The organism is Agrococcus beijingensis, from assembly GCF_030758955.1.
GTDB classification, from domain to species: domain Bacteria; phylum Actinomycetota; class Actinomycetes; order Actinomycetales; family Microbacteriaceae; genus Agrococcus; species Agrococcus beijingensis.
Genome location: NZ_CP132360.1, coordinates 2,312,762 through 2,335,297 on the forward strand (window position 1 = coordinate 2,312,762; position 22,536 = coordinate 2,335,297).

The following is a 22,536-nucleotide window of genomic DNA, read 5'->3' on the forward strand; positions in this document are numbered from 1 at the left end:
CGGTGGCAGAGTGGGCGCGTGCACGACAACCCCTTCCGCCCCGGCTTCGGCATCTCGCCGCCCATGCTCGCCGGGCGCGACGCGCTGCTCTCCGAGTGGCGCGAGGTCTTCCGCCTGGGTGCCTGGTCGCCGTATCGCGCGGCGCTCGTCACCGGCATGCGCGGCGTCGGCAAGACCGTGCTGCTCAACGCGGTCGAGGACGCCGCGCTCGAGCGCGACTGGACGATCGTGCACGGCACCCTGCACGTCGGCCTGGTCGAGGCGCTCGAGCACGACCGCCTGCCGGCGAAGCTGCAGGAGCAGGATCCCGAGGCGGTCACCCGCGACGTCACCGGGCTCACCGTGCCGTCGGTGGGCGGCGTCACCTCGCAGCTGTCGAAGCGCTATCCGCGCGAGCCGCGGCTCGAGAGCATGCTGGCGCGGCTGGTCGAGCTGGCCGAGGCGCGCGGCGCGGGCGTGCTGGTCTCGCTCGACGAGGTGGCGCGCGAGTCGCTCGACGAGCTGCGGCGCATCGCGATCGCCGTGCAGCACCTGCTGCGCGAGGACCGCCGCGTCGCCATCGTCGCGGCGGGCGTGCCCGCGTCGATCGCCGCCGCGCTCGAGGCCGACGGGCTCACCTTCTTCCGCCGCGCGCAGCAGGTGCGCCTCGACACGCTGACGCTCGCCCAGACGCGGCAGGCGATCGCAGAGCCCATCCGGCAGCGCGGTCGCACCATCGACGAGCCGGCCCTCGACCGCGCGGCGCGCGCCAGCGAGGGCTACCCGTTCCTCGTGCAGTCGATCGGCGCCCGCGCCTGGGAGTACCAGACGCACGTCGAGGAGATCACGACGGATGCGGTGCAGCACGCCGTCGAGGTCGCCTACGCGGCGATGGGCGAGAGCGTGATCGTGCCCGCGCTTCGCGGGCTGTCGGGCCGCGACCGCGACTACCTGCTGGCGATGTCGGAGGACGACGGCCCCTCGTCGACCGCCGCGGTCGCCGAGCGGATGGGCGCGAGCCTCGGCAACGCGGGCAAGCAGCGAGCCCGCCTCCTCGACGCCGGCATCGTGGTGGCGCCGGAGCGAGGCCTGGTCGACTTCGCGATCCCGCGCATGCGGGACCACCTGCGCGCGCACCCGCACGACGCGCAGCTCGGCCTGCCGACCGCCGCCCGCGAGACCTTCCGGGACGCGGGCGCGACCGGCTAGCATCGGTCGGGTCAGGCGCTGCCCCTTCCGGATCCGCGCGCCGGCCACGAGAAAAGTGGCCACGTGCCCTCGCGCGCGACACACACGAACCCCTTCCGCGAGGTTCCGTGCGTGTCTGCGGACCTCTCCCTCTCGAGGAGCGTCTCCTGTGCCCGACCTGACCCAGACCACCGCCGCGCCGACCGCGACCACCGCCACCACCGTCTCCGCCGCCATCGCGGCAGAGCTCGAGCTGCACGCATCCCACGTCTTCGCCCTGATGGGCAACGGCAATGCCTGGTTCCTCGACGCCGTCGTGCGGCGCGGCGCCATGCAGGTCGTCACGGTGCGCCACGAGGCCGCGACCGTCGCCGCCGCCGACGCGCACCACCGCGCCAGCGGTGCCCTCGCGATCGCCACCACCACCTACGGCCCCGGCTACACGAACGCGCTGACGCCGCTCGCCGAGGCCGCGATGGCGCGCGTGCCGCTCGTGCTCGTCGTCGGCGATCAGCCCACCGCCGGCGCTCGCCCGTGGGACGTCGACCAGGCAGCGATCGCGACCGCCGTCGGCGCGACGACGATCGTCGCCGACGCGGCCGACCCCGCCGACGCCGCCCGGCGCGCGGTGCAGACGGCGCTCGTCGAGCGTGGGCCTGTCGTGCTGGCGATCCCGTACGACCTGGCGCAGGCACCGATCGAGGGCGCCGCCGTCGCGGGCGCCGCCGGCGACCTGCCCGCGGAGCCCTTCATCGCGCTCGACGCCGAGGAGCTCGCCGAGGTCGCGCAGCGGCTCGTCGAGGCGCGCCGGCCGCTGCTGCTCGCGGGCCGCGGCGCGCACCTCGCCACCGCATCGGAGGCGCTGCGGGAGCTCGCCGCGGCCCTCGGTGCCCGCACCGCGTCGAGCGTGCTGGGCAGCGGCATCTTCGCCGACGACCACCGGCACCTGGGCATCGCGGGCGGCTTCGCCTCGGAGCGCTCCGCCGCCGCGATCGAGGCCGCCGACGTCGTGCTCGTCGTCGGCGCGGGCCTCAACCAGTTCCAGACCCGCTTCGGCGAGGCCTTCGCCGACGACGCGCGCGTGCTGCAGGTCGACGTGCTCGATCGGGCGACGAACGCCCGTGTCGACCAGCTCGTGCGCGGCGACGCGCGCGCCGTCGTGCAGGCGCTCGTGGCGCTGGTCGCCGAGACGCCCGGGCTCGACGCGGCCGGGCGCGGCGACGACGGCTGGTCGGCAGCCGGGTTCGGCGATGTCACCGGTGCTCACCGACAGCGCGATGCGGGCGACGCGGCGGCGCCCGACGGCAGGCTCGACCCGCGCAGCCTCTTCCACGCGCTCGAGCGCATCCTGCCGGCCGACCGCGTGATCGTCTCGGACGGCGGCCACTTCATCGGCTGGGCGCCCACGCACCTCAGCGTCGCCGACCCCGAGCGGCTGCTGCTGGTCGGCACCGCGTTCCAGACGATCGGCCTCGGCTTCCCGAGCGCAGTCGGTGCGGGGGCGGCGCGACCCGAGTCGACGATCGTGCTCGTCACCGGCGACGGCGGCGCGCTCATGGGCATCGCCGACCTCGATTCGGTGATCCGCACCGTGCGGCACGGAGTCGTGGTGGTCGTCAACGACGCCGCCTACGGCGCAGAGGTGCACCAGTACGCGGTGCGCGGCGTGGCCGAGCAGCCCATGCTGATCGAGCAGGTCGACTTCGCCGCGGTCGGGCGGGGCTTCGGCGCCGAGGCCGCGGTCATCGCGTCGCTCGACGACCTGCGGCTGCTCGAGGCCTGGCTGGCGAGCGGCGCGACCGGCGTCTTCGTCGCCGACTGCCGGGTCAGCCAGCAGGTCGTCGCCCCCTACATGCTCGAGGTCGTCGAGGCGGCGACCCGCGCAGCCGCGAGGGCCGCCACGGCCTGATCGGCGCTACGCCTCGTCGAGCTCGAGCAGGCGGCGGAACAGCGCCAGCACCTCCTCAGGCAGCAGCGGCTCGGCGACGGTCACGTCGCACCGCGTCTCGATCGTCACCCGCCACAGCGCCGCATCCGGCAGCGTCTGGCCGTCGAGGTCGGCGAGCACGCCCGAGGCCATGAGCGTGTCGAGCTGCTCCCGGTCGTCGCCCGGGATCACCTGCAGCTCGAGCACCGCTGCCCGCGTGCGCCCGAGCATCCCACCCGTGCGGGCGACCCTGATCTCGGCATCGTCCACGGCATCCGTCGTCGCCTGCTCCTCGCCGACCCCGACGGCGGCCCACGCCGAGCGCACAGCCTCGGTCTCGGCCGCCTCGGCGCCGTAGCGCGCGACGGATGCGTCGACCGTGGCGCGCGCGAACGTCGCGAAGTCGGCGGTGCGGGAGAGACCGCCCGTCAGCGCGTCGATCCAGATGCGGCCCGGCGCCTCCCAGGCGCTGCCGCCGATCGCCGTCGCCACCAGGTGGAAGGCCTTGTTGGGGATGCCGGAGTTGATGTGCACGCCGCCCAGGTCGTCGGTCGTGACGACGAAGTCGCGCATGTGCGCGGGCTGCGGATCCTTGCCGAGCACCGGGTCGTCGTAGGCCGTGCCGGGCGCGGCCATCGAGCGCAGCGCCTCGCCCCGCACCGTGTCGGTGAACACGCCGGCGCCGATCAGCCAGTCGGCCTCGTCTGCTGTCTGCCCGAGGTGGTGCTGCTTGACGAGCGAGCCGAGCACGTCGGCGATCGACTCGTTCAGCGCACCCGACTGGTCGCGGTAGACCAGATCGGCGGTCGACGAGATGACGCCGTGGCCGAGCTCGTGGCCGATCACGTCGATCGCGTTCGTGAAGCCGGCGAACACCTCGCCGTCGCCGTCGCCGAAGACCATGCGCTCGCCGTCCCAGAACGCGTTGTCGTACCGCTTGCCGTAGTGCACCGTGGCGAGCAGCGGCAGCCCCGCGCCGTCGAGCGAGTCGCGGCCGAAGGCTTCGAACAGCATGCGCCAGGCGGCGCCGAGCCCGTCGTAGGCCTGGTCGGCGGCCGTGTCGCCGGTCGGGCCGGCGCCCTCGGCGCGCACCTCGACGCCCGGCAGGGTCGTGGTGCCCTGCGCGTCGCTGATCGTGCGGCGCGGGGCAGGCGGTCCGTCGGGCACGAGCGACGGCCTCGGTGCGCGCAGACCGGGGTGCGACGGGGCGGCCCGCTCGGCGCGCACATCGCGGTCGACGCCGAGGGTGCGGGCCGCGACCGCGGCGGCGGGGAGGTCGGCGGCGGCAAGCTGCTCGAGCAGGTAGGGAGGCACGATGCCGCGGCGCACCGGCGCGTCGTGCGCGGTGCCGTCGGGGCTGCGGCGATCGCCCGTGCGAGGCCCTCGCCGAGCGCCCGCGCCTCGGCCCGCCCGCCGCGCTCCTTCACCGCCGCGACCAGCCCGCGCACCGCGCCGCGATAGGCGGCGGCCGCGACGAGCGGCACCCCGTCGAGCTGCTCGTGCAGCGGAGGGCCGAGCAGCAGCGCGGCGCAGTCGTCGCACACCGCGATGTCGACGGCGCCGCAGCCCGCGCACTCGACCGGCCACAGCACCCCGGCCGCCTCCCGCAGCACCGCACGCATCCGCACGCCGGCATCGTGACGGGCGGATGCGTCGGTGCGGGCGGGGCGAGCGGGCGGCTGTGGAGAGCGCCCTCGAGAGCGGCGCGGGCAAGCGTTACTGCTGGGTGGCCACCAGGGCGATCGGCCCCAGGCCCTGCACCTGGCTCCAGACCCTGCCGCGCAGCGACAGCAGCGAGCCGTCGACGCCCAGCGCGCGGAGCGTCGAGGTGCCCTCGCTGCCGCCGACGATCGCCTGCACCGGCTCGCCGGGCGAGGGCAGCTGCTCCGACTCGCCGCCGATGGCCAGCACGCCGATCTGCGACCGGTCGCCGCTCGCGGCGAGCACCGCGATCTCGGTCGAGCTCACCCAGGTGAGATCGCTCGCGGTGCCCTCGAGCCGCGGCATCGCGTAGGGCTCGCCGAGCGACACGGGGGCGCCCTCGCCGTCGCGCACGACGGCCGTCACCCACACCTCGCTCGTGCTGCCCTCGACGGTCACGATCGCCAGCCGGGCGCCGTCGCGCGAGAGCTCGATCGCGACGACGCGATCGGAGCCGGCCGGCAGCGGGATCTCCCGCCGGGCGCCGTCGCGCCAGGCCAGCAGCCGCTGGGGCGCCGCGGCCTCCTGCACGATCACCCAGCCGCTGTCGTCGGTCGTGGCCGGCAGCGCCGCATCCGCCGAGATCGCGACCGGGTCCGCCCCGGGCTCGAGCCAGAGTGCGGTGGTGCCGGTGGTGGCCACCCCGCCCGCGGCGCCCACGGTGTAGGCGGTGGCGCCGATCGAGGAGAGCGTCGGGCCGACGTCGTCGATGCTCACCGCGCCGCCGCCGATCGGGCGCAGCGTGCTGCCGTCGAGCACGAGCGGCCGCTGGTCGACGTCGCCGTCGTCGAGCGCCGCGGCCGAGGCGCTGGTGGCGGTGAACCCGTCGAGGCCCTCGATCTGCACGCGCGCCTCGCGCACCTGCAGGTCGCGCAGCGACAGCGCCAGCTGGGCGGCGAACGGCTGCAGGCTGGTCGATCCGCGCTGCTCGACCTGGGCGATGTCGAGCGTCACCGTGGCGATCGTGCCCTCCATCAGCACCTCGCCGACCCGGCTCGCCTCGGGGGCGCCCGCGGTGGTGACCGCGGGCGCGAGCCAGGCCGAGGGCCCGCCGAGCAGCGCGTCGACGATGCGGCTCGGCAGGGTCGTCGCGGTGCGCTCGAACCAGCGCACCTCCGGCACCGAGCGCGTGCCGTCGCGCGTCAGCCAGTGCACCGGGTGCGGGCGGTAGAGCTGGGCGAAGTGGAAGCCCGAGAGCACGATGCCGTCGGGCGCGAGCGCGATGCGCCACTCCCCCGCGACCCGCAGCATCCGGAACTCGAGCAGCCGGTCGGCCCCGGCGAGCTCGAGCGCGCCGCCCGCGTCGACCTCGGACATCGCGGTGACCGTCGCGGTAGCGGCGGTCTCGCCGCCGAGCGACACCTCGGGCTGGCCCGAGCGCACGATCACCCGCGCGCTCGGATCCCACCGCTCCGACTCGCCGGCCACCAGGTACTCGCGGGCGATGGCGAAGTCGTCGTCGGGGCTGATGCCCGCGGCGAGGAAGCCGAGCACGATCTCCTCCTGCGTCGCACCGGCGCGCGGCGCCTCGGCGAGGAACACGAGGTCGCTGGTCTGCTCCTCGACGTCGACCTGGCCCGGGCTGACGGGCCCCGCGTCGGGGATCGCGACGCAGCCGGTGAGCAGCAGCAGCATCGCGGCGGCGGCGGTGGCGAGGCGCTTCATCGCTCCACCTCCTCGGTGGTCGTGGTGATGGTGGGGTCGACGAGCGCGATGGGCGCGCTGGCGGGCTCGTCGCCCGTCTCCGTCGGAGGCAGCTGATCGACCGGCAGCACGATCGCCGCGGTGTCGGCCGGGGGCAGCTCGATCGGCGACGCGACGACGCGCGAGCCCGCGCGCGGCAGCGTGAGCCGGAAGGCGGTGCCCTCGCCGGGCTTCGACCACACGTCGATCCAGCCGCCGTGCAGCGCCGCGTCGTCGCGGCTGATCGAGAGGCCGAGCCCGGTGCCGCCGGTGCGGCGCTGGCGCGACGGGTCGGCGCGCCAGAACCGGTCGAACACGCGCGGCACCTCGGCCTCGGTCATGCCCACGCCGTGGTCGCGCACCGCGATCGCCGCCGCGTCGCTCGTCGAGTCGACGGTCACGACGACGGGCCTGCCCTCGCCGTGGTCGATGGCGTTGCCGAGCAGGTTCTGCAGGATCCGGCGGATGCGGCGAGGGTCGACCTCGGCCTCGAAGTGCCCGCCGGGGGCGACCAGCCGCAGCTCGGTGCCGCGCTCGAGCGCGAGCGGCTGCACGGCGTCGATCTCGGCCTCGGCCAGGCGCACGAGGTTGGTGGGCTCGATCTCGAGCTGCGCGGCGCCGGCGTCGAAGCGGCTGAGCTCGAGAAGGTCGGCGAGCAGCCCCTCGAAGCGCTCGATCTGGGTGTGCAGCAGCTCGACCGTGCGCGCCGCCACCGGATCGAACGCTTCGCGACGGTCGTGCAGCACGTCGCCCGCGAGCCGGATCGTCGTCAGCGGGGTGCGCAGCTCGTGCGAGACGTCGCTGACGAAGCGCTGCTGCACCGTCGACAGCGTCGCGAGCTCGTTGATCTGCCGCGAGATCGAATCGGCCATGTCGTTGAACGAGGCGCCCAGCTTGGCGATCTCGTCGTCGCCCTGCACGGGGATGCGCACGTCGAGCTCGCCCGCGGCGATGCGCGCCGACGAGTCGGCAGCCAGCTGCACCGGGCCCACGATCATGCGCGCGACGAACCAGGTGATGAGGCCGATGAGGGCGATGAGGGCGGTGCCGCCGAGCGCCATCGTGAGCTGCATGAACGAGAGCGTGCCCTGCGTCGAGCGCAGGCTGGTCTGCAGGTAGAGCTCGTAGCGCCCGGCGAGCGGCACCTCGACGGGCGAGCCGACGATGATCGCGGGCTGGGCGCCGTCCGCCGTCTCGAGCCGCACCGACTGGTAGTACGGCGAGACCTCGGATGCGCCTGCGACGGCCGTGCGCAGATCTCCCGTCAGGAGGTCGGTGTCGAAGCCCTGCGACTGCACGTCGTTCATCTGCAGCAGCGTCGGCTCCTGGTCGTCGCTGCGCAGCATCGCGTACTCGGTGCTCGCGCGCGACGAGATCAGGCGGGTGACGGCGTCGAGCGCCCGGTCCTGGAGCGCATCCACCTCACCGCTGGTGAGCGACTGCGTCACTGCCTCGTTGAAGATCTGCTGCATCTCGCTCGAGGCGCGCACCGACTCGACGAGCGCCTCGTCGCGGCGGGTCTCGAAGAGGTTCTGGCCCACCGACGCCGACATGTAGCCGAACACCCCGATGAGGGCGAGCGTCGACAGCGCCATGCTGGCGGCGACGACGCGCCACTGCAGCGAGCGCCGCAGCACGCCCGTCGCCCGCTCCCAGTACGTGCGGGGTCGCACGGCCATCGCCCGCCTAGCCGATGGGCGCGCCGGCCCGGTAGCCGACGCCGCGCACGGTCGTCACGACCACGGGGTTGTCGACGTCGCGCTCGACCTTCGACCGCAGCCGCTGCACGTGCACGTTCACGAGGCGGGTGTCGGCCTTGTAGTGGTAGCCCCAGACCTGCTCGAGCAGCATCTCGCGCGAGAAGACCTGGTTGGGCTTCGAGGCGAGCGTCACGAGCAGCTCGAACTCGAGCGGCGTGAGCGCGATCGTCTGCCCGGCGCGGGCGACGCTGTGGCCCTCCACGTCGATGTCGAGGTCGGCGACGCGCAGCGTGCCGCCGCGCTCCTCGCGCTGCGGGCGCAGGCGGGTGCGCACGCGGGCGACGAGCTCCTTCGGGTTGAACGGCTTCACGACGTAGTCGTCGGCGCCCGACTCGAGGCCGACGACGATGTCGGTCGGGTCGCCCTTGGCCGTCAGCATGATGATCGGCACGCCCGACTCCGCCCGGATCTCGGTGCAGATCTGGATGCCGTCCTTGCCGGGCAGCATGAGGTCGAGCAGCACGAGATCGGGGCGCAGCTCGTGGAAGCGGGCCACCGCATCCGCCCCGTCGGCGACGTGCTCGAGCCGGTAGCCCTCGGCCGAGAGCACGATGCCGATCATCTCGGCGAGCGCCAGGTCGTCGTCGACGACGAGGATCGTCTGCTCGCCCATGGCGCCTCCCTGGCTCAGCTCCGGCTCGCGCCGGGGCCGCGCGCGGCGGCGCGGCTCCCGTCAGCGTATCCGAGCACGCCTCGGATCTGCCGTCACTCCGCCTGACGCGTCGGCAGCTGCCGCATGCGGGCGTAGGGGCTGAGCAGGATGGGCAGCGCGCCGAGCATCGCGACGACGGTGCCGATCCAGATCGCCGGCACGGTGCCGAGCACGGTGCCGAGCCAGCCGGCCAGCAGCGCGCCGATGGGCATCACGCCCCACACCACGAAGCGGATCGAGGCGTTCATGCGGCCCAGCAGCGGCTTCGGGCACACGCGCTGGCGGGCCGTCACCTGCACGATGTTGTAGACGAGGATGCTGAAGCCGAGCAGCACCTCGAAGACGATCAGCAGCGGCACCGCCAGCGGCGGGAAGTGCGCAGCGAGCGGCAGCAGCGCGGCCGAGCTGGTGAACACGAGCGTCGACAGCGCGAGCGCCTGACCCTCGCCGATCCAGCGGGCGATGCGGTTGGCGAGCACCGAGCCGACCAGGCCGCCGATGGCGCCGAGCGTCATGAGCACGCCGTAGATGGCCGGGTCGAGGCCGAGGATGCGCAGGATCAGGATGGGCGAGAGCGTCATGCCGATCGAGGTGCCGAGGTTGGTGAGCGCGGTGGTGCCCACGATGCGCACGAGGAAGTCGGTGCCGGCGACGAACCTGAGGCCGTCGCCGATCTCGCGCACGAGGTGCTGCCGCTCATGCTTGGGCTTCACCTGCTCGTCGTCGCGCACGAGCATGAGCGAGATCGCGCTGAACAGGAACCCGACGGCGTTGACGGCCAGCAGGATCGGCGCCGAGACGACGCGCAGCAGCACGCCGGCGACGGCGGGGCCGCCGAGGCGCATGGTCTGCGCGGTCGCCTCGAGCGCGCCGTTGGCGGGGCCGACGTGCTCGTCGCGCACGAGCACCGGCACGAACGACTGGTAGCCGACGTCGAAGAAGACGGTCGCGATGCCGACCACGGCGCCGATCACGAACAGGTGCCACATCTCGAGCATGTTCGCGAGCCACAGCAGCGGCACGGCGGCGACCGCGACGACCCGCACGAGGTCGGCGGCGATCATCACGTTGCGCTTGCGCACGCGGTCGAGCCAGGCGCCGGCCGGCAGGCCCACCAGCAGGAACGCAGCCGTCTCGGCGGCGTTCAGGTAGCCCATCTGCGCGTCGGTGGCCTGCAGCATCGAGACGGCGACGATGGGCATCGCGAGCGCGGCGAACTGGGCGCCGAGCTGGCTGAGCCCCTGCCCCGCCCAGAACGCGGGGAAGCCCCGCTCGCGCCAGAGGCCGCGGTGGCTGGGCGGCGCGTCGAGCGGGCTCGGCGGGCCGGGCGCGGTGCCGCCGCGCGCGTCGGGCGCGGCGGCGTCGGCGGGCGGTGCATCGGGGGCGGATGCGTTGGGCTCCACGGTCATGCACGTGACGATACACGAGTGATTGGGTTCTCCCAATCACTTTCTGCGAGTCCCCGTCTCTCGTGTGGCCCGCCCCTGTTTCGCTCGACCCCTTCCACCGAATCCGACCCGGTGGACCGGGTCGATATTGGTGGAAGGGGTCCGCGGCGCGTGTGCCGGCGAGCCGCTGCGGCGAGCGCGCTGCCGCGCCGAGCGAGCTGCCGCGCCGAGCGAGCTGCCGCGCCGAGCGAGCCGTGCCGCCGAGCGGCCCACGCGCAGCCGGTCGCTAGCCTGAGCGCATGACCGACAGCGCGCCCGCAGACACCGGGCTGACCGCGAAGGCGAAGGCGCTCTCGTCGCCGCTGCGCTGGCGCATCCTGCGCCTGTGCCTGCACCAGCCGCGCACCAACAAGGAGCTCGCCGAGCTGCTCTCAGTCAACCCCGGCACGATGCACCACCACGTGCAGTCGCTCGTCGACACCGGCTTCCTCGCCGCCGAGGAGCCGCGCGCCGGCGCCCGTGGCGCGAAGGAGATCCCCTACCGCGCCACCGGCCTCACCTGGCACGACTCCGCGGCGCCGCTCGCCGCGCCCGTGCTCGTGCAGACCTTCCTGCAGGAGATCGAGGGCGTGAAGCCCACCGACCTCGAGGTCAGCCGCCTCGGCGTGCGACTGACGCCCGCCGACCTCGACGAGTACCAGCGCCGCGCCGGCGAGCTGCTCGAGTGGCTGCGCAGCCGCGACTCGAGCGAGGGCGACCCGTTCTCGATCCTGGTCGCCATGCACCCCGACGTGCAGCAGCGCCGCTGACGCCGAGCCCGGCGCCCCGTCGATCCGACTCCTGCTGCTCCGGCTCCCGCTGCCCGGCGCTCGCTGCTGGGGCCTCCTACGACTCCAGGCCCTCGTGCGCCTCGAGCCACTGCTCCTCGAGCTGCCCGATCTTCTCGTCGAGCCCGGCGAGCTGCGTCTGCAGCGCGGTGAGCGCGTCGAGGTCGCTGTGGTCGACCACCTCGAAGCGCTCGAGCACGCCCTCGCGCTCCTTGTTCGCCTTCGCCAGCCGACGCTCGAGACTCGCGGCCTCCTTCTCGAGCGTGCGCCGCTCCGCGCCGCTGAGGGCCGGCTTGCCGGGCACTGCCGCGGCAGGCGCCCCACCGGCCGCCTGGGCCTTGGACCCCGTGACCGAGCCCTTCCCCGACATCGCCAGGTACGCATCCACGCCCCCGGGCACGTGCCGCAGCGCGCCGTCGAAGATCGCGTACTGGTGGTCGGTGACGCGCTCGATGAGGTAGCGGTCGTGGCTGACGACGATGAGGCAGCCGGCCCACGAGTCGAGCACGTCCTCCATGGCGGCGAGCATGTCGGTGTCGAGGTCGTTGGTGGGCTCGTCGAGGATCAGCACGTTCGGCTCGTCGAGCAGGATCAGCAGCAGCTGCAGGCGGCGGCGCTGGCCGCCCGAGAGGTCCTTCACGAGCGTCGAGAGCTCGCCCGAGCGGAAGCCGAGGCGCTCGAGCAGCTGCCCGGGCGTGAGCTCCTTGCCGCCCGACGCGTAGCTCGACTTCAGGTTGCCGACGACGACGCGCACGGGGTCGTCCTCGTGCTGCTTGAGCTCTTCGAGCTCCTGCGTGAGCTCGGCGATCTTCACCGTCTTGCCGGTCTTCACGCGCCCTTCCGTGGGGCGGATGCGGCCTGCGATCAGGGCGAGGAGGGTCGACTTCCCGGCGCCGTTGCGACCGAGCACGCCGGCGCGCTCGCCGGGCGCGATGCGCCAGGTGACGTCGTCGAGGATCGTGCGGCCGCCGAGCTCGACCGAGACGTCCTCGAGGTCGACGACGTCCTTGCCGAGGCGCGTCGCGGCGAGCTGCGCGAGCTGGATCGGGTCGCGCACCGGCGGCTCGTCCTCGATCAGCTGCGTGGCGGCCTCGATGCGGAACTTCGGCTTCGCCGTGCGGGCGGGCGCGCCGCGGCGGAGCCACGCGAGCTCCTTCTTCATCAGGTTCTGGCGCTTCGCCTCGCTGGCGGCCGACATGCGGTCGCGCTCGACGCGCTGCAGCACGTAGGCCGCGTAGCCGCCCTCGAACGGCTCCACGAGACCGTCGTGCACCTCCCACGTGCCCGTGCACACCGCATCCAGGAACCACCGGTCGTGCGTGACGGCGACGAACGCGCCGCGGCCGCTGGCGTAGCGGGCGTTCAGGTGGTCGGCGAGCCAGGCGATGCCCTGCACGTCGAGGTGGTTGGTGGGCTCGTCGAGGAACAGCACGTCCCAGTCGCCGGCCAGCAGCTGCGCGAGCGCGACGCGGCGGCGCTGGCCGCCGGAGAGGTCGCCGACGCGCGCGTGCCAGTCGAGGTCGCCGACGAGGCCCGCGATCAGGTCGCGGATGCGCGCGTCGCCCGCCCACTCGTGCTCGGGGGTGTCGCCGACCACGCTCTCGGCGATCGTCGCGTCGGGGTCGAGGGTGTCGCGCTGGTCGAGCACGCCCACCTGCAGGCCGCCGCGGCGCGTGACGCGGCCGCTGGTGGGCTCGAGGCTGCCAGCGAGCACGCGCAGCAGCGTCGACTTGCCGTCGCCGTTGCGGCCGACGATGCCGATGCGGTCGCCGTCCTCGAGGCCCAGCGAGATCGACTCGAAGACGGTGCGGGTGGGGAAAGCCATGCCGACGCGCTCGGCGCCAAGGAGGTGTGCCATATCGCCTCCATTCTCCCGCACGCCGCGCACTCGATCTCAACGTGCTGGGCGTGCGTTCGCCGCACAGGGTGCGCCATGCGCACACCTGGCACGTTGAGATCGGTCGGTCAGTCGATCAGGCGGGCGCCCGGCACCGGGCCCGTGACCTTCACGGCCATCACCTGCGCCGCGCCGAGCGACGCCTGCAGCTCGACGGCCGACTCGACGCTGTCGCACAGGAACGCCACGGTCGGGCCCGATCCCGAGACGATGCCGGCGAGCGCGCCGGAGCGCTCCCCCAGCTCGAGCGTGCCCACCAGCCGCGGGCGCAGCTGCAGGGCGGGCGCCTGCAGGTCGTTCTGCAGCGCCTCCGCGAGCATCGACGCGTCGCCGGCCCGGAGCGCCTGCAGCACCCGCGCATCCACCGTCGGCACGTCGTGGGCAGGGGCGATGTCGGCGGCGTGCAGCGCCCGGTGCTCGTCGAGCGCCCGGTAGACGTCGGGCGTCGAGAGGCCGTCGTCGGCGTAGGCCAGCACCCAGTGGAACTGCCCGCGCGCGAGCGCCGGCGTCAGCTGGTCGCCTCGGCCGGTGCCGACGGCCGTGCCGCCGGCGAGCGCGAACGGCACGTCGGCGCCCAGCTCGCGGGCGATCTCGTGCAGCGCGTCGCGGCCCAGGTGCAGGCCCCACAGCTCATCGCAGGCGACCAGCGTCGCCGCGGCGTCGGCCGAGCCGCCGCCCATGCCGCCGGCGATCGGCACGTGCTTGTCGATCGACAGCGAGACGCCGTCGGTCACGCGGCCGCGCCGGGCGAGCGCCATCGCCGCGCGGATCGCGAGGTTGTCGGCGCCCGTCGAGAGGCCGCTGCTGGCGATGGGGCCGGTGAAGCGCACCGAGAAGTCGGGTGCCGAGGTGGCCTCGACGATCTCGTAGAGGCTGACCGCCTGGTAGGCGGTCGCGACGTCGTGGTAGCCGTCGTCCTGCAGCGAGCCCACGCCGAGGTGCACGTTGATCTTGCCGGGCGCTTTCGCCCGCACCGTGCTCCTGCTCACCACGGAACCCAACCTAGTGCGCCGACCGGCCTCCTTCCTGCGCGCCAGGACCTACGGCGGCACTCAGCCCGCGACCGAGCCGAAGATCTGCTCGATCTCGTCCTTGGCCGCATCCACCGACGCCGCGTCGGGCAGCTTCTCGATCGTGAGGTTGACGGGGGTGCCGGTCTTGTTGGGCGCCTGCGCCGCCGCCGCGAGGCGCGTGCCGTCGGCGAGCCGCCAGCGCACGACGGGCTGCGCGGCCGCGAGGTTCTCGCCGTGCGCGGCGCCGTGCCGGGCGTCGACGGCGGCGCGCACGGCGGCGAGCGCCTCGAGCCGCTCCCCCGGCACCGTCTTGGTGCGCGACACCGCGAACGTGCCGTCGGCCTGCTGCCCGGGCAGCCGCCCCTTGCGGTCCTGCTCGAAGTCGACCGTGATGCCCTGCGACCACCACGGCTCGACGCCGTGCTCGGCGACGAGCCAGTCGGCGATCTGCCGGTGCGTCCACTCGAGCGCGCCGGCCTCCTGCAGCAGGTCGCGCCACTGCGCGTGCGTGCGGCCGGTGGCGGCGCGCATCGCCTCGGCGCCCATGTTGCGCTCGATCCGCTCGGGCATCAGTCCTCCTCGGCGACGGCCTGCCTGCGCACGGCGGGGTCGGATGCGTCGACGCGCACGCCGCTCGCCTCCCCGGCCTCCGCGATGCGGATGAAGTCGTCGAGCACCAGCGCCTCGCCGCGCAGGGTCGGATCCACACCCGCGCGCTCCAACACCTCGGTGGCCGCGGCCGACGAGCCGTAGACGCCCGACAGCGCCTGCCGCAGCATCTTGCGGCGCTGGCCGAAGGCGCCGTCGATCACGGTGAAGGTGCGGCGGCGCAGCGCCTCGTCTCCCCGAGGCGGACCGCGGTGGAAGCCCACGAGCACGCTGTCGACGTTGGGCACGGGCCAGAAGATCTGCCGCGACACGTCGCCCTCGAGCGCCCACCGCCCCCACCAGGCGACCTTCGCCGAGGGCGAGCCGTAGGCCTTGGTGCCGGGGTGCGCGGCGAGCCTGTGGCCGACCTCGGCCTGCACCATCACGAGCGCGCGCTCGATGGTCGGGAACCGCTCGAGCAGGTGGATCAGCACCGGCACCGACACGTTGTAGGGCAGGTTGGCGACGATCGCCTGCGGCGGCGTCGGCAGCGACTCGATGGTGAGCGCGTCGTGGTGCACCACCGCGAGCTGCGCGTCCGGCTGCTTGCGGGCGACGGTGCGCGGCAGCAGCTCGGCGAGGCGGCCGTCGATCTCGACCGCGGTCACCCGGGCGCCGACCTCCGTCAGGCCGAGCGTGAGCGACCCGAGACCAGGGCCCACCTCGACGACATCGCGACCGGACACATCCGCGGTCCTGACGATGCGCCGCACCGTGTTGGCGTCGACGACGAAGTTCTGCCCCCAGCGCTTGGTCGGCGTGAGGTCGAGCTCGGTCGCGAGCGCGCGGATCTCGGTGCCGCCCAGCAGCGTCTCGGCGCTGCGGTGGCCGTCGATGGGGCGCGCGTCGCCGGCATGGGCGCCGCCGGCGTGCCTGCCGCTCGGATCTCGGTCGCTGCTCACGCGTCGAGCCTATGCCGAGCGCGCCGCTGGGCGGTGCTCAGCGCCATGCGACAGGATGCCCCTGTCGAAGGAGACCGCCATGGCCCCCACCTCAGCCCCGTCCGGCACCGCAGACAGGCGGATGCGCTCCGGCGCCCGCGCACGGATCCTCGCCGCGCTCGCGGTCGTGGGCACCGCCGCGCTGCTCACCGCCTGCGCGACCGCCGGCCCCGGCCAGTCGACCGCGCCGACCGGGCCCGGGACGGGCGTCGCAGGCGCGGCACCGGTGCCGATCGACGACGAGCGGCTCGCGAACCCCATGGTCGGCGACCTCGTCGCGGCGGACGGCTACGCGCTGCGGTGGAACGTCGCCGGCGAGTCGGTGGCGTTCTTCCTCGGCGGCTCGGGCGGCGGCGGTGGCTGCATCCCGCAGCCGCACGCGATCGAGCTCGACCAGGCGGCGGCCGAGCTGCACCTCGGCTTCGACGGGCCCGACCCGGCGATGGCCTGCACGGCCGACTTCCGCATCCACGGCTGGGAGCTCGCGCTGCCCGAGTCGGTCGACGCGTCGCAGGTGTGGACGGTGCTGCTGCAGGACCTGCAGCAGCCCGGCACGATCGAGACGCAGCTCGGGCCCGACGACATCCTCACCTCGGGCGCCACCGCCGACCCGCAGCCGTCGCTCATCCCGGATGCCCCGACCGACGGCGCGGCACCGGCGCCCATCCCCTCCGACCAGCTGCCCGAGGCCGACGTCTCGATGCAGGACGCGTCGGTGCGATGGATCGAGCCCGGACGCCGCCTCGCGGTGCTGCTCGGCGGCTCGGGCGCCGCGCAGTGCGTGCCCACGCCGATCTCGGCGCGGGCCACCGGCCCCGGCACCGTCGAGGTCGCGTTCGAGTTCCCGAGCGGCGACATGGACTGCAGCGCCGACTTCCAGCTCTACGGCTGGCAGTTCGAGCTCGAGGAGCCCGTGTCGGGCACGCTCCCGGTCGAGGTCACCGTGACGGGCGCGACCGCGGCCGACAGCTCGACCGTGCTGCCGCTGCAGCCCGACGAGCTGCTCGGCACGCCGTAGCCGGCTCTGCTCAGCGCCAGTCGCCGTAGGCGCGCAGCGTGTTCTCGGCGGTCTCGGCCGCGAGCTCGTCGGCGTCGACGCCCAGCCGCTCGGCCATCGACCGCACCGTGACCGGGGTCAGGTAGGGGCTGTTGGGCCGGCCGCGGTGCGGCGCGGGCGTGAGGAACGGCGCGTCGGTCTCCACCAGGATGCGGCTGCGGTCGGCGACCGCGAGCGCCGCGTGCAGGTTCTTCGCGTTCGAGAAGGTGACGGTGCCGGCGAACGACAGGTACCAGCCGTGCTCGGCCGCGAGCCGGGCGAGGTGCTCGTCGCCCGAGAAGCAGTGGAAGACCGTCGTCTCGGGCGCCCCCACCCGCAGCAGCGTCTCGACCACCGCGTCGTGCGCGTCGCGGTCGTGGATCTGCAGCGCGATCCCGTGGCGCTTGGCGATGTCGATGTGCGCCTCGAACGACTCGTGCTGCGCGCGCCGGCCGTCGTCGCCGGTGCGGAAGAAGTCGAGCCCCGTCTCGCCCACGGCGCGCACGCGCGGCTGCGCCGCCAGCCGGTCGATGACGGCGAGCGCCTCGGGCAGCGTGCCCGCCTCGGCGTACCCGGGCGCCTCGTTCGGGTGCAGCGCGACGGCCGCCAGCACGCGAGGGTCCTGCGCGGCCAGCGCCGCCGACCACTCCGACGACTCGACGTCGCCGCCCACCTGGATCACGCCCGCGACGCCCGCCCGCTCGGCGGCGTCCAGCGCCGCCCAGTAGGGGAACCCATCCCCGTCCTTGATCTCCAGGTGCGTGTGGTTGTCGTAGATCGGCACGCCGAGCGGCTCGGGCGGCTCGGGCCGGGTGAGGTCGCGCTTGCCGTCGTCGAAGCGCTCGCGGATGTACTCGCCGCCGGGCAGCTCGGTCGCGCGCGGCGCCTCGCCGAGCGTCTCGGATCGGTCGTCGGCGAGCGGTGCGGTTCCGTCGTGGCTGCGGGGCATACGGCAAGCCTAGGAGCGTTGCACCATGGGAGATGCTGAGGCACCGTCCAGGTTCCGCCATGCATCGACTGCCACGATGTCCGCAAATCCCGGTTCTCGACGCCCTCGTCAGGAGGTCTCCCCGGCATGTTCCGCCGCTTCGCCCTGCCCGTCGCCCTCGCGACCGCGCTGCTGCTGACCGCCTGCGCGACCGGCCCCACCGGTCCGGGTGCGCTGGCGCCGCAGTCCTCGACGGAGACGACGGATGCGTCCGCGGGCGCGACCGAGCAGGGCACGACCGAGGGCGCTTCCGAGAGCGCCGCGGCGGGGGCCGACGCCTTCAGCAGCGCCTCCGCCTCGCTGAACGCCGGCGAGCCGGGCCTGCCGCAGGGCAGCGGCGCGTCGATCGACGACGTCCTGCGCCTCGGAGCGGTCGCCACCTGGGTCGAGGCGCCCGACGTCTTCGCGATCTCGCTGCCGGCGACCAGCGACTGCTGGGCGAGCGCCGGCGAGCCCGTCGCGGTCGACGGCAGCGTGGCGGTCTCGTTCATGCAGGAGGGCGAGTGCGCGATGGCGGATGCCGCCCGCACCTACACGCTGCCGATGCCCGCCGGCGTCGACACCTCCGAGGCGGTAGAGGTGGCGGTCGAGGGGCTCGACCTGCAGTTCACGCTGGCGCTGCCCGCGCCGTAGCGGCTTCGCGGTCGCCGTCGCGCCGTCGCGCGCGCCTCAGCGGCTGAGGTTCGCGAGCGCCTCGTCGAGCCGCTCGAAGTCCTCGTCCATGCCTCCGTCGATGCCCGACTCGACCATCGCGTCGCACGCCGCCTTCGAGCCGTAGGTCGAGGTGATCTCGAGCGAGCTGCGCCCGGCCTGCAGGTCTCGGAACTCGAGCACCTCGAGCGTCGGCTGCCCCGGCTGCTCCTGGAACTCCCAGGTGTGCACGATCCGCCCCTCGACGACCTCGTGGTACGAGCCCCAGAAGCGCCACTCGCCGCCGATCTCGACGGTGTAGTCGAAGCGGCCGCCGGTGTGGGCGTCGAAGCGCTCGATGCGCAGCGTCGAGCCGCGCGGACCCATCCACTGCGAGAACAGCTCGGCGGTCGTGTGGGCGCGCTGCACGTCGGCGGCGGAGGCGTCGAACTCGCGGCGGTGCACGATCGACTGCTCGCCGATGCGCTGGTGGGTGGTCTCGCTCATGCCCCGTGCCTACCGCGCCTGCACGCCGCGCGTCAACGATCCGCGCCCTACCAGCCTCACGCATCCCCTCGCCCCGCCCCGATCGGCCACTCCTGCACGTGACCGCCGCCTCCCGCACCTGACTGGCGCCGCCCGCACCTGACTGGCGGCTCCCGCACCTCACTGGCGCCGCCCGCACCTGACTGGCGCCTCCCGCACCTGACTGGCGGCTCCCGCACCTCTCTGGCGCCTCCCGCACCTTACTGGCGCCTCCCGCACCTGACTGGCGGCTCCCGCACCTCTCTGGCGCCTCCCGCACCTTACTGGCGCCTCCCGCACCTGACTGGCGGCTCCCGCACCTGACTGGCGCCTCCCGCATCTGACTGGCGCCTCCCGCACCCGACTGGCGGCTCCCGCACCTGACTGGCGACTCCCGCACCTGACTGGCGACTCCCGCACCTGACTGGCGCCTCCCGCACCTGACTGGCGACTCCCGCACCTGACTGGCGGCTCCCGCCGGCCAGTGCCCGCTTCCGCGACGGGGTGGCCGTGAGCGCCACTCAGCCACCGCAAGCGCCACTCAGCGACCGGGGGCGCCACTCAGCGACCGGGGGCGCCACTCACCCACCGCAAGCGCCACTCAGCGACCGGGGGCGCCACTCACCCACCGCAAGCGCCAATCAGCGACCGCAGGCGCCACTCACCCACCGGAGGCGCCACTCAGCGACCGGAGACCGGAGGGTGGCGGCGGCCGGGCTCAGGCGGCGGGGGTCGCCTNCGCCACTCAGCGACCGGAGACCGGAGGGTGGCGGCGGCCGGGCTCAGGCGGCGGGGGTCGCCTGCTCGATGCGGGGGAAGAGCGGCGGCACGGTCGTCACACGGCCGGTGCCCGACCAGTCGTGCGCCGACTGGATCGGCTGCGCGAGCACGTCGCCCTCGCCGCCGACCGCGGCCCACAGCGTCTGCGCGCTCTCGGGCATGACCGGCGCGAGCAGGATCGCGGCCGCCCCGATGCCGTGCACGTTCGAGGCCAGCACCTGGTGCAGCCGCTCGCGCTGCGCCTCGTCCTTCGCGAGCACCCAGGGCGCCTGCTCGGTGATGTAGCCGTTCAGCCGCTCGACGATGCTCATCGCGGCGTCGACGGCCTGGTCGATCGCGAAACGGTCGATGGCCTCGTCGGCGCGACGCACCGCATCCGCCGTCAACGCCTGGATGTCGGCGTCGACCTCGACGTGCGGCACGACGCCGTCGCAGTACTTGTGCACCATGGCGATCACGCGCGAGGCGAGGTTGCCGAGGCCGTTCGCGAGCTCGGAGTGGTAGCGGGCGTCGAGGTCCTCCCACGAGAAGGAGCCGTCGGAGCCGAAGGCGATCGCCGACGAGAAGTAGTAGCGGAACGCGTCGACGCCGAACACGTCGGTGATCTGGCGCGGCTCGATGCCGGTCGCCTTCGACTTCGACATCTTCTCGCCGCCGACGAGCAGCCAGCCGTGGCCGAAGACGTGCTCCGAGATCGGCAGGCCCGCGGCCATCTGCATGGCGGGCCAGATGACCGCGTGGAAGCGGGCGATGTCCTTGCCGACGATGTGGTTGGCGGGCCAGCGGCGGGCGAAGAGCTCGTCGTCGACGCCGTAGCCGTTGGCGGTGATGTAGTTCAGCAGCGCCTCGAACCAGACGTAGACGACGTGCGTCTCGTCCCACGGCACCTTGATGCCCCAGTCGAACGTGTTGCGGCTGATCGACAGGTCGGTGAGGCCCTGCTTGACGAACTGCCGCACCTCGTTGCGCACGTGCTCGGGCTGCACGTAGTCGGGGCGCTCGTCGTAGAGCGCGAGCAGGCGGTCGCCGAACTCGCTCAGCTTGAAGAAGTAGTTCGCCTCGCGCACGGTCTCGACCGGCCGCGAGTGGATCGCGCACACCTGCTCGCCCTCGAACTCGCCGGTGCCGGGCACCAGGTCGTTCGGCGTCTTGTACTCCTCGCAGCCCACGCAGTACTGGCCCTCGAACTCGCCGTGATAGACGTAGCCGGCCTCCTTGAGCCGCTCGAGGAAGATGCGCACGCCCACCTTGTGGCGCTCGTCGGTGGTGCGGATGTAGTCGTCGTTCGAGATGTTCAGCAGCTCGAGCTGCGGCTTCCAGGCGGTCTCGACGAGGCGGTCGGTCCACTCCTGCGGGCTGACGCCGTTGGCGGCGGCGGTGCGCATGATCTTCTGGCCGTGCTCGTCGGTGCCGGTGAGCATCCACACGTCGTCGCCGCGCATGCGGTGCCAGCGGGCGAGGACGTCGGTGGCGACCTCGTTGTAGGCGTGCCCGATGTGGGGCACGTCGTTGACGTAGTAGATCGGCGTCGTCACGGAGAAGCGCTCGGGCATGGGGTCCAGTCTAGAAGTCGCGCGGCGACGTCTGACGCCAGGCGTCGGGCGCTCAGACGGGCGGATGCGTGAGCGCGGCCTGGTAGAGCGCGTTGCGCGGGTGCCCGGTCGCCTCCGCGACCTCGGCGGCGGCATCCTTCAGCCGCATCCCGGCGCTCTTCAGCCGCAGCACCTGCGCCACGGCCGCGTCGAGGTCGGCGAGCACCGGTGTGGCGCCCTCGATGACGATGACGATCTCGCCCTTCACGCCGCCCTGCGCCCATTCGAGCAGCTCGGCGGCGGTGCCGCGGCGCACCTCCTCGAACTTCTTCGTCAGCTCGCGGGCGACGGCGATGCGGCGGTCGGGCATCGCGCGGGCGATCGCCTCGACCGACTCGGCGAGCCGGTGCGGCGCCTCGAACAGCACCACGGTGCGCTCCTCGCGGGCGAGGCTCTGGAGGAACCGGTCGCGCTCGCCGCCCTTGCGGGGCAGGAAGCCGTCGAACGCGAAGCGGTCGGTGGGCAGGCCCGACAGGGCGAGCGCGGTGAGCACCGCCGAGGGGCCTGGCAGGCAGGTGACGGCGACGCCGGCGGCGACCGCGGCCTGCACGAGCCGGAAGCCCGGGTCGCTCACGGTCGGCATGCCGGCGTCGGTGAGCACGAGCACGTCCTCGTCGCGGGCGCGCTCGACGAGGGCGGGGGCGGCGGCCTCCTCGTTGTGCTCGTGCAGGGCGACGAGCTGCGGCTGCGCGTCGATGCCCAAGGCGCGGATGAGCTGCTTGGCAGTGCGGGTGTCCTCGGCCGCGATGATGGGCGCGGTGGCGAGCGCCTCGCGGAGCCTGCCGCTCGCGTCGCCCAGGTTGCCGATGGGCGTCGCGCCGAGGATGATCACGCCGCCCAGGCTATCGACGGCCCGGTGTCGACGGCCCGGTGTCGACGGCCCGGTGTCGACGGCCCGACGCCGTCGGGCGCGCTCAGCGAGCCGCTTCGACCCGCAGCGTGCACGCCCGTGCGTCGTCGCTCAGCATCATGTCGACCGACTCCGGGCTGCCGGAATACTTGCGCCGGAGCTCTTCGTCGATCCTCGCCTGCACCTCGTCGTCGACCGGCACGTAGGTGGTCGCGACCTGCGCACGCGGAAGCTCCAGCGCGGCCGCTCGATCACGCTCCGCGATCGAGCCGTCGCCGAGCGCGAACGCCACCGGCCGACCGGCGCGCACATGCCGGTACCACCAGGCTCCGGCGCCGTTCACCGATCGCACGTAGGGCACCCCGTCGATGACCATCGACCAGATCGGCGTCGCGATCGGCTGACCGTCGGCCTTCGTGGTGACCACAGCCACGACCTTCGTCTCATCCAGCACCTGCACCACGTCGTCGAAGCTCATGAGGCCGAACTTACCGCGCTGCGGGAGGCGAACGCAGGGCCGGCGAAGGAACT

19 protein-coding genes are annotated in these 22,536 nt (G+C 73.8%); 5 read left to right on the forward strand and 14 right to left on the reverse strand.

Annotation, left to right across the window (positions count from 1 at the left end):
- Positions 1-18: 18 nt before the first annotated feature.
- Positions 19-1,188, forward strand: a complete 1,170-nt coding sequence (locus Q9250_RS11280; RefSeq protein WP_306231976.1) for a P-loop NTPase family protein — start codon at positions 19-21, stop codon at positions 1,186-1,188.
- A 148-nt stretch (positions 1,189-1,336) separates the two neighbouring features.
- Positions 1,337-3,076 (forward strand): thiamine pyrophosphate-binding protein, encoded by a 1,740-nt coding sequence (locus tag Q9250_RS11285; protein ID WP_306231977.1) that lies wholly within the window; start codon positions 1,337-1,339, stop codon positions 3,074-3,076.
- Between the two features lie 6 nt (positions 3,077-3,082).
- Here the strand turns inward: Q9250_RS11285 and Q9250_RS11290 are convergent, their stop codons facing one another.
- From Q9250_RS11290 to Q9250_RS11310, 5 genes are all read right to left on the reverse strand, one after another.
- On the reverse strand, positions 3,083-4,423 hold the full coding sequence (locus Q9250_RS11290; protein WP_306231978.1) for a protealysin inhibitor emfourin: 1,341 nt from the start codon (positions 4,421-4,423) through the stop codon (positions 3,083-3,085).
- A 387-nt stretch (positions 4,424-4,810) separates the two neighbouring features.
- Complete coding sequence (locus Q9250_RS11295) at positions 4,811-6,460, reverse strand: LpqB family beta-propeller domain-containing protein (RefSeq protein WP_306231979.1); 1,650 nt, start codon at positions 6,458-6,460, stop codon at positions 4,811-4,813.
- On the reverse strand, positions 6,457-8,157 hold the full coding sequence (mtrB, locus tag Q9250_RS11300; protein WP_306231980.1) for an MtrAB system histidine kinase MtrB: 1,701 nt from the start codon (positions 8,155-8,157) through the stop codon (positions 6,457-6,459). The genes Q9250_RS11295 and mtrB overlap by 4 nt, the downstream gene beginning before the upstream one ends.
- 7 nt (positions 8,158-8,164) lie before the next feature.
- Complete coding sequence (gene mtrA / locus Q9250_RS11305; protein ID WP_306231981.1) at positions 8,165-8,851, reverse strand: MtrAB system response regulator MtrA; 687 nt, start codon at positions 8,849-8,851, stop codon at positions 8,165-8,167.
- A 92-nt stretch (positions 8,852-8,943) separates the two neighbouring features.
- Positions 8,944-10,299, reverse strand: a complete 1,356-nt coding sequence (locus Q9250_RS11310) for an MFS transporter (protein ID WP_306231982.1) — start codon at positions 10,297-10,299, stop codon at positions 8,944-8,946.
- A 278-nt stretch (positions 10,300-10,577) separates the two neighbouring features.
- Between Q9250_RS11310 and Q9250_RS11315 the strand changes: the two genes are divergently transcribed.
- Positions 10,578-11,087 (forward strand): ArsR/SmtB family transcription factor, encoded by a 510-nt coding sequence (locus Q9250_RS11315; RefSeq protein WP_306231983.1) that lies wholly within the window; start codon positions 10,578-10,580, stop codon positions 11,085-11,087.
- 76 nt (positions 11,088-11,163) lie between these two features.
- Here the strand turns inward: Q9250_RS11315 and Q9250_RS11320 are convergent, their stop codons facing one another.
- The 4 genes from Q9250_RS11320 to rsmA form a co-directional block, all read right to left on the reverse strand.
- Positions 11,164-12,963: an ABC-F family ATP-binding cassette domain-containing protein gene (locus Q9250_RS11320; RefSeq protein WP_306231984.1), complete on the reverse strand. Its 1,800-nt coding sequence runs from the start codon at positions 12,961-12,963 to the stop codon at positions 11,164-11,166.
- A 107-nt stretch (positions 12,964-13,070) separates the two neighbouring features.
- Positions 13,071-13,994 (reverse strand): 4-(cytidine 5'-diphospho)-2-C-methyl-D-erythritol kinase, encoded by a 924-nt coding sequence (locus tag Q9250_RS11325; RefSeq protein WP_306231985.1) that lies wholly within the window; start codon positions 13,992-13,994, stop codon positions 13,071-13,073.
- Between the two features lie 60 nt (positions 13,995-14,054).
- The gene (locus Q9250_RS11330) at positions 14,055-14,585 is read right to left on the reverse strand and encodes a DUF4287 domain-containing protein (RefSeq protein ID WP_306231986.1); all 531 of its coding nucleotides are present in this window, start codon (positions 14,583-14,585) and stop codon (positions 14,055-14,057) included.
- Entirely contained in the window at positions 14,585-15,499 is a 915-nt protein-coding gene (gene rsmA, locus Q9250_RS11335) for a 16S rRNA (adenine(1518)-N(6)/adenine(1519)-N(6))-dimethyltransferase RsmA (protein WP_306233988.1), read from the reverse strand. The genes Q9250_RS11330 and rsmA overlap by 1 nt, the downstream gene beginning before the upstream one ends.
- A 145-nt stretch (positions 15,500-15,644) precedes the next feature.
- Between rsmA and Q9250_RS11340 the strand changes: the two genes are divergently transcribed.
- Complete coding sequence (locus tag Q9250_RS11340; protein WP_306231987.1) at positions 15,645-16,622, forward strand: hypothetical protein; 978 nt, start codon at positions 15,645-15,647, stop codon at positions 16,620-16,622.
- A gap of 10 nt (positions 16,623-16,632) precedes the next feature.
- Here Q9250_RS11340 and Q9250_RS11345 read toward each other — a convergent pair whose 3' ends face one another.
- Positions 16,633-17,589, reverse strand: a complete 957-nt coding sequence (locus Q9250_RS11345; protein WP_306231988.1) for a TatD family hydrolase — start codon at positions 17,587-17,589, stop codon at positions 16,633-16,635.
- A 126-nt stretch (positions 17,590-17,715) separates the two neighbouring features.
- On the opposite strand from Q9250_RS11345, the gene Q9250_RS11350 reads away from it, so the two are divergent.
- A complete protein-coding gene (locus Q9250_RS11350; protein ID WP_306231989.1) occupies positions 17,716-18,261 on the forward strand; it encodes a hypothetical protein in 546 nt (181 codons plus the stop codon).
- 36 nt (positions 18,262-18,297) lie between these two features.
- Here Q9250_RS11350 and Q9250_RS11355 read toward each other — a convergent pair whose 3' ends face one another.
- The 4 genes from Q9250_RS11355 to Q9250_RS11370 all read right to left on the reverse strand — a co-directional run bounded on the left by Q9250_RS11355 (position 18,298) and on the right by Q9250_RS11370 (position 22,483).
- Positions 18,298-18,765 (reverse strand): SRPBCC domain-containing protein, encoded by a 468-nt coding sequence (locus Q9250_RS11355; protein ID WP_306231990.1) that lies wholly within the window; start codon positions 18,763-18,765, stop codon positions 18,298-18,300.
- Between the two features lie 800 nt (positions 18,766-19,565).
- On the reverse strand, positions 19,566-21,116 hold the full coding sequence (gene metG / locus Q9250_RS11360; protein ID WP_306231991.1) for a methionine--tRNA ligase: 1,551 nt from the start codon (positions 21,114-21,116) through the stop codon (positions 19,566-19,568).
- A gap of 52 nt (positions 21,117-21,168) precedes the next feature.
- Positions 21,169-21,987 (reverse strand): 16S rRNA (cytidine(1402)-2'-O)-methyltransferase, encoded by an 819-nt coding sequence (gene rsmI / locus Q9250_RS11365; protein WP_306231992.1) that lies wholly within the window; start codon positions 21,985-21,987, stop codon positions 21,169-21,171.
- Between the two features lie 82 nt (positions 21,988-22,069).
- Positions 22,070-22,483: a DUF2255 family protein gene (locus tag Q9250_RS11370; protein ID WP_306231993.1), complete on the reverse strand. Its 414-nt coding sequence runs from the start codon at positions 22,481-22,483 to the stop codon at positions 22,070-22,072.
- Positions 22,484-22,536 lie beyond the last annotated feature (53 nt).

What these genes read in the sequence shown, in the direction of transcription:
- Q9250_RS11295 (WP_306231979.1), bottom strand. Translation starts at nt 6,460, where the DNA reads ATGAAGCGCCTCGCCACCGCCGCCGCCGCGATGCTGCTGCTGCTCACC.
- Q9250_RS11315 (WP_306231983.1), top strand. Translation starts at nt 10,578, where the DNA reads ATGACCGACAGCGCGCCCGCAGACACCGGGCTGACCGCGAAGGCGAAG.
- metG (WP_306231991.1), bottom strand. Translation starts at nt 21,116, where the DNA reads ATGCCCGAGCGCTTCTCCGTGACGACGCCGATCTACTACGTCAACGAC.
- Q9250_RS11330 (WP_306231986.1), bottom strand. Translation starts at nt 14,585, where the DNA reads ATGCCCGAGCGGATCGAGCGCAACATGGGCGCCGAGGCGATGCGCGCC.
- Q9250_RS11320 (WP_306231984.1), bottom strand. Translation starts at nt 12,963, where the DNA reads ATGGCACACCTCCTTGGCGCCGAGCGCGTCGGCATGGCTTTCCCCACC.
- Q9250_RS11355 (WP_306231990.1), bottom strand. Translation starts at nt 18,765, where the DNA reads ATGAGCGAGACCACCCACCAGCGCATCGGCGAGCAGTCGATCGTGCAC.
- Q9250_RS11310 (WP_306231982.1), bottom strand. Translation starts at nt 10,299, where the DNA reads ATGACCGTGGAGCCCAACGCATCCGCCCCCGATGCACCGCCCGCCGAC.
- Q9250_RS11340 (WP_306231987.1), top strand. Translation starts at nt 15,645, where the DNA reads ATGGCCCCCACCTCAGCCCCGTCCGGCACCGCAGACAGGCGGATGCGC.
- Q9250_RS11350 (WP_306231989.1), top strand. Translation starts at nt 17,716, where the DNA reads ATGTTCCGCCGCTTCGCCCTGCCCGTCGCCCTCGCGACCGCGCTGCTG.
- mtrB (WP_306231980.1), bottom strand. Translation starts at nt 8,157, where the DNA reads ATGGCCGTGCGACCCCGCACGTACTGGGAGCGGGCGACGGGCGTGCTG.
- Q9250_RS11370 (WP_306231993.1), bottom strand. Translation starts at nt 22,483, where the DNA reads ATGAGCTTCGACGACGTGGTGCAGGTGCTGGATGAGACGAAGGTCGTG.
- mtrA (WP_306231981.1), bottom strand. Translation starts at nt 8,851, where the DNA reads ATGGGCGAGCAGACGATCCTCGTCGTCGACGACGACCTGGCGCTCGCC.
- Q9250_RS11345 (WP_306231988.1), bottom strand. Translation starts at nt 17,589, where the DNA reads ATGCCCCGCAGCCACGACGGAACCGCACCGCTCGCCGACGACCGATCC.